General features: G+C 54.8%; 10 protein-coding genes and 1 rRNA gene. 3 read left to right on the top strand and 8 right to left on the bottom strand.

Annotation, left to right across the window (positions count from 1 at the left end; all coding sequences use genetic code 11):
- From WMW72_RS09435 to WMW72_RS09400, 8 genes are all read right to left on the bottom strand, one after another.
- Positions 1-475, bottom strand: a 16S ribosomal RNA gene (locus WMW72_RS09435); the annotation flags it as partial.
- Between the two features lie 424 nt (positions 476-899).
- The gene (gene tsaD, locus WMW72_RS09430; protein ID WP_341415180.1) at positions 900-1,970 is read right to left on the bottom strand and encodes a tRNA (adenosine(37)-N6)-threonylcarbamoyltransferase complex transferase subunit TsaD; all 1,071 of its coding nucleotides are present in this window, start codon (positions 1,968-1,970) and stop codon (positions 900-902) included.
- A 219-nt stretch (positions 1,971-2,189) separates the two neighbouring features.
- Positions 2,190-2,675: a ribosomal protein S18-alanine N-acetyltransferase gene (gene rimI / locus WMW72_RS09425; RefSeq protein ID WP_341415179.1), complete on the bottom strand. Its 486-nt coding sequence runs from the start codon at positions 2,673-2,675 to the stop codon at positions 2,190-2,192.
- A gap of 28 nt (positions 2,676-2,703) precedes the next feature.
- Positions 2,704-3,561: a tRNA (adenosine(37)-N6)-threonylcarbamoyltransferase complex dimerization subunit type 1 TsaB gene (gene tsaB, locus WMW72_RS09420; protein ID WP_341415178.1), complete on the bottom strand. Its 858-nt coding sequence runs from the start codon at positions 3,559-3,561 to the stop codon at positions 2,704-2,706.
- A complete protein-coding gene (tsaE, locus tag WMW72_RS09415; RefSeq protein ID WP_341415177.1) occupies positions 3,558-4,034 on the bottom strand; it encodes a tRNA (adenosine(37)-N6)-threonylcarbamoyltransferase complex ATPase subunit type 1 TsaE in 477 nt (158 codons plus the stop codon). The genes tsaB and tsaE overlap by 4 nt, the downstream gene beginning before the upstream one ends.
- Before the next feature lie 4 nt (positions 4,035-4,038).
- Positions 4,039-5,118 (bottom strand): thiamine-phosphate kinase, encoded by a 1,080-nt coding sequence (gene thiL, locus WMW72_RS09410; protein ID WP_341415176.1) that lies wholly within the window; start codon positions 5,116-5,118, stop codon positions 4,039-4,041.
- Between the two features lie 140 nt (positions 5,119-5,258).
- Positions 5,259-5,441 (bottom strand): H-type small acid-soluble spore protein, encoded by a 183-nt coding sequence (locus WMW72_RS09405; protein ID WP_341415175.1) that lies wholly within the window; start codon positions 5,439-5,441, stop codon positions 5,259-5,261.
- On the bottom strand, positions 5,438-5,644 hold the full coding sequence (locus WMW72_RS09400) for a hypothetical protein (RefSeq protein WP_341415174.1): 207 nt from the start codon (positions 5,642-5,644) through the stop codon (positions 5,438-5,440). The genes WMW72_RS09405 and WMW72_RS09400 overlap by 4 nt, the downstream gene beginning before the upstream one ends.
- A 225-nt stretch (positions 5,645-5,869) precedes the next feature.
- On the opposite strand from WMW72_RS09400, the gene ku reads away from it, so the two are divergent.
- The 3 genes from ku (at position 5,870) to ligD (ending at position 8,783) form a co-directional block, all read left to right on the top strand.
- Complete coding sequence (ku, locus tag WMW72_RS09395; protein ID WP_341415173.1) at positions 5,870-6,739, top strand: non-homologous end joining protein Ku; 870 nt, start codon at positions 5,870-5,872, stop codon at positions 6,737-6,739.
- A gap of 117 nt (positions 6,740-6,856) precedes the next feature.
- Positions 6,857-7,801, top strand: coding sequence for an ATP-dependent DNA ligase (locus WMW72_RS09390; protein ID WP_341415172.1), 945 nt, complete (start codon positions 6,857-6,859; stop codon positions 7,799-7,801).
- 61 nt (positions 7,802-7,862) lie between these two features.
- Complete coding sequence (gene ligD, locus WMW72_RS09385; protein ID WP_341415171.1) at positions 7,863-8,783, top strand: non-homologous end-joining DNA ligase; 921 nt, start codon at positions 7,863-7,865, stop codon at positions 8,781-8,783.
- Position 8,784 lies beyond the last annotated feature (1 nt).

Raw genomic sequence — 8,784 nt, 5'->3', positions numbered from 1 at the left:
GAGCAGTTACTCTCCCAAGTGTTCTTCCTTGGCAACAGAGCTTTACGATCCGAAAACCTTCATCACTCACGCGGCGTTGCTCCGTCAGGCTTGCGCCCATTGCGGAAGATTCCCTACTGCTGCCTCCCGTAGGAGTCTGGGCCGTGTCTCAGTCCCAGTGTGGCCGATCACCCTCTCAGGTCGGCTACGCATCGTCGCCTTGGTGAGCCGTTACCCCACCAACTAGCTAATGCGCCGCAGGCCCATCTGTAAGTCACAGCTTGCACCGTGTTTCATGATCTCTCCATGCGGAGAAACCAGCTATCCGGTCTTAGCTACCGTTTCCGGTAGTTATCCCAGTCTTACAGGCAGGTTGCCTACGTGTTACTCACCCGTCCGCCGCTAACCTATCCCCGAAGGAATAAGTCCGCTCGACTTGCATGTATTAGGCACGCCGCCAGCGTTCGTCCTGAGCCAGGATCAAACTCTCCATTAAGGTAGTCTTTTCGATCCGAAGGTCGAAATGACTACAAGGTTTGTTCGACTTGCTCAAAAGTAATGCTAGCGAGAATTTTCATTCTCTATTTAACACTCACTCGTTGTTCAGTTTTCAAAGGGCAATTACTTTTTATAAACCTCACTATTCCGATCGGCTTGTCCGCCTTCCGAAGCAGCTCATTTATATTAGCACACTCTCGATCTAAGATGCAAGTCTTTTTTTAAAAATTCTTTGCATCCGTTTGTTCGTGGCTGCCGTCTTTCGAAGCGGCAAGGAGTAATATAACAAATACCGACAAGAAATGCAAGCCCTCCATACAACTTTTTTTCATCCCGTACAAAAAGCCGCTAATCAGTGAAGAGAATACATGCCCTCTTCTTCCGTTAGCGGCCTCTATAATGCCAGCTTAATCAGGGTACTGTTATGAAGATACAGACCAGGCCTCCAGCTTAAGGGAGGACTCGGCCTTCAGATCCATCGGCGAGAACTGGCCACGCCGGTATTTCAGGAATGCGGCGGCGGCGATCATCGCCGCATTGTCCGTGCAGAGCGAGAGCGGCGGCGCCAGCAACGGCACGCCTGCCCGTGCACAGCGCGCCTCCAGAGCGGCGCGCAGCCCCTTGTTGGCAGCTACACCGCCCGCGAGCAGCAGCTGCTTCGCCCCGTAGGCCTCCACGGCGCGCAACGCCTTCTCCACCAGGACGTCAGTGACCGACTCCTGGAAGCCCCGGGCCACGGCCTCTGGCGCCAATGGCTGGCCCTTCATCGCCGCGGTATTGAGCGCGGAGAGCACCGCCGACTTCAGCCCGCTGAAGCTGAAGTCGTACGAATCCGGCTCCAGCCAGGCGCGGGGAAGCGGCACGGCTTCCTTCGCTTCATGCGCCAGCCGGTCAATATGCGGACCGCCCGGATAGGGCAGCTTAAGGGCGCGGGCTACTTTGTCATAGGCTTCGCCTGCCGCATCGTCGCGGGTCTGTCCGATAATGCGGAAGACGCCTTCGGACTCCACGTAGACCAACTCCGTATGACCGCCGGATACGACCAGCGTCATGAACGGATATTCGAGCTTGTGAACAAGCTCATTGGCGTAAATATGTCCGGCAATATGATGCACGCCGATCAACGGGAGCTCAAGCGCGCAGGCCAGCGACTTAGCCGCGACGACACCAACCAGCAGCGCCCCGATCAGGCCGGGACCATGCGTCACGGCAACGGCCGACAATTGGCCGGGACGAACACCCGACTTGGCGAAGGCTTCCTCAATGATCAGCGTAATCATCTCTACATGCTGGCGCGAAGCGACCTCCGGCACGACGCCTCCGTACAACTGGTGGGTCTCTACCTGACTGGAGACAATATTGGCCAAAATCTCCTTGCCGTCCCTCACGATAGCAACCGAGGTTTCATCACAGCTCGTCTCCACCGCCAAGATATAGACAGGGCTTGCCGGCTCTGTATCCAGACGCCCGCCAGCCTCTTCTTCCTTATTCAATGCAAGTCACTCCTTCCGCATAGCATCAGCAGCCCGGAGAACCGGGCCTTCTATAATAACCGTCCAGCTCCATTTGCATGCCCGGTGGGCCAAAACCACCACAATGTACAAGAACATCCGGCTAGGTGCTTCGACCAAGAAACCGGGTGAAACAGCCTGTTACCGAAGACCACGAGCCCCACCCAGGAGCTGCCCAGAGAAAAAGCAGCCGACAGGCTGCTACGGCTTGCTGACCGGCTCGGGCAGGTCGGCCCACATAATCAGAGCGTCCTCATGATTATCCGTATAATAACCACGCCTCACGCCGACGGATCGAAACCCCTTCTTAGCATACAGGCGCTGGGCCACCTCATTGGAAGGACGAACCTCAAGTGTCATACGCTGAGCGCCTAGGTGACTCGCGGTCCGCTGCATTTCCGTCAGCAGCTTGTCCCCCAGCTTGCGGCCTCGATACTCGGCCCCGATCGCGATATTCGTGACATGGGCTTCCTCCATGATCAGCCACATGCCCCCATACCCGACGATGTGGCCGTCACATTCCAAGACGATATATTTGGCAAATTGATTGTTGGTCAGCTCATTCTGGAAAGCGGCAGCCGTCCACGGCGTCGTGAACGATTCCTTTTCAATCGAGCAGATCACAGGAATATCCTCAAGACGCATCTCTCGGAAGCTGGCATTCTCCAATTGGCTATAACTGATCATCCGATCCCCCACGCTCCTCGCACCTCCCCTACGATTTCTTGGCGAGAAGCTTGGCTTCGGCTTCCGCCAGTTGCGTATAGTTCGGAACCAATGCATGAACATGCTCCAATTCCCCCCGCTTCCAGCGCAGCCTTCCGAGTTCTGCGATAAACCTCGCACGGATGCCGTGCTCCGTCTTCTCCACAATTCCGTCCCATGCTTCATTCAGCCTGTCAATCGCCTGCTGATGCAGCGCCGTCTCCCCGGCGAACAGCACCCGGTGCGGGCGCTCCGCCTTCTCTGTCAGCAGCCAGGACTCGATCCAAGGCTCGATCAGCCTGATCGCATCGGCGAATATACAGCGCCAGCCGGCCGGAGACACTTCGTACACGGCAGTGAAGGCCTGTCCGCGTCTGGCCTCGATCATCGGAACGATCCACATCGTCTCTCCTGTATTGGCCACATGCTGGAGCAGCGCATCCATCGCGTGCAGCTCTCCTCCACGGACCATCACCGTATCCTCTCGATCGGGGGGCTGCCCCTGCATAGAGAAGTAAGAGCCTCCCAGAGCCATCGCCTCAAGCGATGAAACACCAAGCAAAGCCAGCTCATGCGTCCAAGCGAAGGTCTTGGCAACCGTTACGCCGATACGGACACCCGTATACGAGCCTGGGCCAACCCCGATCGCGAAGCCTCCAAGGTCGCGAGCCCGCAGTCCCGCTTCATCCAACAGCTCTTGCAAGGCCGGGACCACATATAGAGAATGGTTCCGCTCCGCACGGGAGGTTACCTCCCCGACCCAGACGCCGCCCTTGGACAAAGAAGCCGTCATATAAGCCGTGGAGGTGTCCACAGCCATCATCCATTGTTGATCCTCATCTTGCCGATCCGTATCCGTATGTGTCATCTTAGTAATCCGTTCTCCTTTAACTGCATGCACCACTGGCTGTATGGCTCTCCGGCAGGAGTCAGACGAAAGCGCCGTGAATCTCCGCCTCCATGCTCGATATAAACCGACAACCGCTCAGGCGGGAGCAGTTCCTCCACCAGAGAAGCCCATTCGATCAGTGTGACGCCCTCCCCATAGAAGTAGTCATCCAATCCGAGCTCATCCGCTTCGTCTGCCGACAACCGGTACACATCCATATGATAAAAAGGAAGCTCTGCCCCCTCATATTCCTTAATAATAGTAAAGGTCGGACTATTCACCACGTCCGACACCCCGAGCGAACGGGCAACAGCCTGGGAGAAGGCCGTTTTGCCGGCTCCCAGATCTCCGTCAAGCGCCAGCACCGTTCCCGGGCCGAACAACGAAGCCAGTCCAGCGGCAAGCTTGCCTGTTTCCGTCAAGTCTGCTGCTATATATTCATAAGAGGACATCCGACTAACCCTCGTCCCTTCCGCTAAAATGATTATACCCTTTCTTGTCAAGGACGACGCTCTCTCCGGCGTTCCGGATCAGACGAACCTCACGATGAGCGCTATTCACGCGCCCGATCTTATGAAAAGCAATGCCCAATTCACCGAGCCTCGCTTGTACAGCAGGAGCATGCTCGGCAGGAACTGTACCCAGCAGCTGGTAATCTTCTCCGCCGTTCAGCACATAATCGAGCGGGCTGCGGCCCTGGCTGATTGCGTAGGCATGCACATCATCGGCAATCGGGATCAGATCCTCCATTAAATCAATCCCGATCGCAGAAGCCTCCACGATCTCCCAAGCCTCGCTGGATAAGCCGTCGCTGACATCATTGAGGGCATGGCATACGCCCGACTCGCTGAGTGCAAGACCTGCTTCGATCTGAGGCAAAGGACGGCAATGAGCCTCTACCAGCAGCGGGTAGGCTCCGATTCCTTCCAGAGACGCCATCTCTTCGGCAGCGCCTTCCTCTTCTTCCCACAGCCCCGATGGAATATTGCGCTGCAGCAGCCATTCCAATCCAGCCGCTGAACGGCCCAGATAGCCGGTCACGAATACGGCGTCGCCCTCCGTAGCCGTGCTGCGAAGCAGAGCTTTCCCTGCGGGCGCTTCCCCGATCACGGTCACCGAGATGGTGATACCGCCTGTCGTAGAGGTTGTATCTCCGCCCACGATAACGACGCCATAACGGCTGGCACATGCATACAATCCGTCATACATCGCCTTCACCCGCTCCATATCCGTCCCCTTCGGCGCGCAAAGAGCGATCAGAGCGAATCGGGGCTGGCCGCCCATCGCGGCAATATCGCTAACCGCGGAGCCCATCGCTTTGAACCCCACATCCCGGTCACGCATCGTCACCTGCTTGAAATGAACCTCTTCAGTCATCGTATCGCAGGTTAAGATCCACTGTGTGCCGGAATTCACATTAACCACCGCAGCATCGTCGCCGATTCCGGTCACGACTCCGCCTTCCCGCTGGAAAGCCGTCGTTTGCTTGCCGCCCGTCAGCAGGCGAATTAGCGAGAACTCGTCAACCTGGGACACTGCGCATCCGCCTCCACTAAGTATGTATTGTCCATTATTATAGCCCTTCGGATCGGCCCCCCGCAACAAAAAAGCTCCCCGGGCTGCCCCTGGGAACAAATAGGGTACAGCCGGAAAGCCGGGCAGCAAGCATGGTGAAGCTACTGGATCTCCTGCAACTGATCGACCGATACGATTCTTGTCTCCGCAGGACGGTCTTCGTCATGGATTTTGGCTATACCCCTGGCAGGGTCTACGCTATCGATCCAGACGGCAATGCCGTTGACTTCCACGTCGATTTTCGTGTCGGCTTGAAGAATCTCCTGCGCACGCTGGGCCTTCATTCCTCATCCCCTCCGCCGATCACAGATTCGGGATGATCCATGGTATCGGTAGTGGAATCATCGATCCATCCATTGTGCATGGAAACCGTTCCTCCGCCCAACCCTTCATTGATCATGCGGTCGATATCCATAAAATACGCTTCGCGTCCCTCATGGCCCGCATCATTGTTGCCGGCGTTACCGGATGTACTGGCTTCACTCATTGCTCATGCCCTCCTCTCAGATGTTCAATCCTCGCTGCGGTTGCACCCGGCACTAGGTGGGCCGGAGACCGTCCACAGGGCATAGCGTTCCCGTCCCCGCTTCTTTCCATGCGCCAACATGAGAATCCGTCCCGTAAACCGTCCGAACGGAAAACGTTCCCTGACCCGATGGAGATCCCCGCATCCGCACATACTAAAACAAAAACAAACTCAGGAGGAACGCCCATGCATACCGTTTGGAAAGGCGCGATCAGCTTCGGACTGGTCCATGTTCCGGTCAAAATGTTCTCCGCAACCGAGGACAAGGATATCTCGATGCGGATGATACACAAGGCATGCAATACTCCGCTTAATTTTGTCCGTAAGTGTCAGCACTGCGACCGTGAGGTCGAGTGGGAAGAGATCGCTCGCGGCTACGAGTATGAGCCAGGTGCTTTCGTACTATTCGAGAAGGACGAGCTGGAGAAGCTAACGGGCGAAGCCACTAAAGAAATTAAAATACTCGACTTCGTCGACTTAACGGAGATCGATCCCGTTTACTTTCATAAAACGTACTATCTCGCGCCTAATGAGACCGGGGCGGGTGCGTACAGCCTGCTGCTGGAAGCCATGAAGCAAACCGGCAAGATCGGCATCGCCAACGTATCGATCCGCTCCAAATCCAGCCTCGCCGCGATCCGGATCATCGACCGCTGCATCGCCATGGAAACCATCTTCTACCCGGATGAGATTCGGCCTGTCGAGCAAGTGCCAAACCTCCCGGAGCAAAGCAAGGTCAATGAGAAGGAACTGGATATGGCCAAGCTGCTAATCAGCCAGTTGTCCACCCCCTTCGAGCCTGAGAAATATACAGATACGTACCGTGAAGCTCTGCTGGAGGCCATCGAGCAGAAGGTATCCGGCCGGCAGGTCAGTGTAGCCCCAGAGCCGCACCGGACGAACGTCATCGATCTGATGTCCGCGCTCCAGGCCAGCCTGGAAGCCGTCGGCCCGGTCGCAACCGATCCATCGCTTGCATCACCTAAACCGAAAAAAGACCCATCCGGCACGAAAAGCAAGTCGAAAGGGAAGACCAAGGAAACTATAACATCCTGATTAGACAAATCTTAGCTGACCGAGCATACAGGCTTTCCGAGGAAGATCCGTGAAAGCCTGTATAATCGGATGCACGCCTCATGCTTCCCAAGAAAATAAACTATTGGAGAGTTTTTCATGGAGCTAAAACCAATCATCCCTTTTGAACCGATAAGTACCGATACCCTACCCACATCCGGCGATTGGATCGCACAAATTAAATGGGATGGGGTGAGAATGTTAACCTACTTTGATGGGCATGAAGTCCGCCTTATCAATCGAAAATTGAATGATCGGACCCCACAATATCCAGAACTTTTGGATATCAAAAAGTTTTGTTCCGCATCTTCTATGATTATAGATGGGGAAATCATTGCTTTTGACCAAAAAAAGCCGTCTTTTCATGAGGTCATGAAAAGAGATTCTTTGCGAAAAAGCCAAAATATAGATCTGGCTGTCCATCAAACACCTGTTACTTACATGTTATTTGATATCTTGATGTACAACGATAAGTGGATTATGGATAAGCCGCTGTCAGAAAGACAAAAGATTCTTCAAGAACTCATTGCACCGCTACCCCATGTTCAAATCACTCAAAGCTTTACCGATGCCAATAAACTCTTTCATACCATAAAGGAACACAACATGGAGGGAATTGTTTGTAAAGATCTTGGAGGAACCTACTCGATCGGAGGAAAGGATAAGCGGTGGCAGAAGAAAAAAATATTTCGCGATTTACACGCAGTCATAGGCGGGGTAACGACCCGGAATGGAATTGTAAATGCCCTGCTTCTAGGTTTATATGACAATAATAAGCTTGTATATATAGGACATGCCGGCACCGGGAAATTGAGTGCTGAAGATTGGCGTACTCTGACTGGACAGATTGAACCAATGACAATCCCTGCCAGACCCTTTATCAACGAGCCTGAACGCAATAAGGACGCCATATGGATTGAGCCCAAGCTAACCGTGAAAATTCAATTTATGGAATGGACTCCCCATGGAACCATGAGGCATCCCAGTATTCAAGCTTTCGTTAATGTGCAAGCGGCGGCATGCACCTTTTCACAGAACGAATGAGACTATGAGTAGGATGCTACTTCTAACGATACATCTACAGATCAGCGGGAGGAATGCAAGGATGGGTACGGCGACCAGGAAGCACGTCACAACCAAGGGCATCGTGATCATTGAAGGACAGGAGCTGACCATTACGAACCCGGATAAGCTCCTCTGGCCCGAGCAGGGCATTACGAAGTCCATGTATCTGGAGAAGCTCGTCCAATTGGCCCCTTATCTGCTGGCCTATTGCAGCAACCGCTACCTGACCACCATCCGGTTCCCGCACGGGTGGAACGATAAGTCCTTTTATCAGAAAAATGCGCCTGAGCCGCTGCCTCCCTTCGTACAGACCGCCACACTTGACGGCATTCGTTACGTTCATCTCGACAGCGTGCCGACCCTGCTGTGGCTGGGCAATCTGGCGGCCTTGGAATTTCACCCCTCCTTCCATACGATTGGCGGAACGCTGCCGGTCGAGTGGCTGATTGACATCGATCCGAGCCTCGACCCGGAGCCCCGAATCATGGAGGCAGCTGGTATTATCGGGGAAATTCTGGACGGGATGAATATCCGTTCCGTGCCCAAAACATCCGGGGCTACCGGTGTGCAGATTTATGTGCCGATTCCCGTGGAGAAGGGCTATACGTTCGAGCAGCTGCGCCGGATCGGAGCCTTCGTGGCCCAGTATGCCGTACAGAAGCACCCGACGCTGTTCACGGTCGAACGGCTCAAGAAGGACCGGGGCACGAATATCTATATCGACTACCTGCAGCATTGGTACGGGAAGACCTTGTCCGCCCCCTACACCCCCCGCGCCCGTCAGGCAGCCAGCGTGTCCACCCCGCTTACCTGGGACGAGGTCGCGCTCCGTCCCGATCCCCGAGAGTTCAATCTGCTCACGATCATCGACCGATTGCAGCAAAAAGGGGACCTGATCGCAAGCATGCCGCCGCAAAATCTGGACCCCGTGCTTTCTTTTCTCCCCGCTTCCAAGACCTGAT

Source organism: Paenibacillus filicis (assembly GCF_038070315.1).
Lineage (GTDB): Bacteria > Bacillota > Bacilli > Paenibacillales > NBRC-103111 > Paenibacillus_G > Paenibacillus_G filicis.
Note: the sequence above shows the minus strand (reverse complement) of the source record. Positions and strands in the feature narration are given on the sequence as shown.

Coding starts and splice junctions, on each gene's coding strand:
- rimI (WP_341415179.1), bottom strand. CDS start 2,675: ATGATCAGTTATAGCCAATTGGAGAATGCCAGCTTCCGAGAGATGCGT.
- tsaB (WP_341415178.1), bottom strand. CDS start 3,561: ATGACACATACGGATACGGATCGGCAAGATGAGGATCAACAATGGATG.
- tsaE (WP_341415177.1), bottom strand. CDS start 4,034: ATGTCCTCTTATGAATATATAGCAGCAGACTTGACGGAAACAGGCAAG.
- WMW72_RS09405 (WP_341415175.1), bottom strand. CDS start 5,441: ATGAAGGCCCAGCGTGCGCAGGAGATTCTTCAAGCCGACACGAAAATC.
- WMW72_RS09400 (WP_341415174.1), bottom strand. CDS start 5,644: ATGAGTGAAGCCAGTACATCCGGTAACGCCGGCAACAATGATGCGGGC.
- ku (WP_341415173.1), top strand. CDS start 5,870: ATGCATACCGTTTGGAAAGGCGCGATCAGCTTCGGACTGGTCCATGTT.
- WMW72_RS09390 (WP_341415172.1), top strand. CDS start 6,857: ATGGAGCTAAAACCAATCATCCCTTTTGAACCGATAAGTACCGATACC.
- ligD (WP_341415171.1), top strand. CDS start 7,863: ATGGGTACGGCGACCAGGAAGCACGTCACAACCAAGGGCATCGTGATC.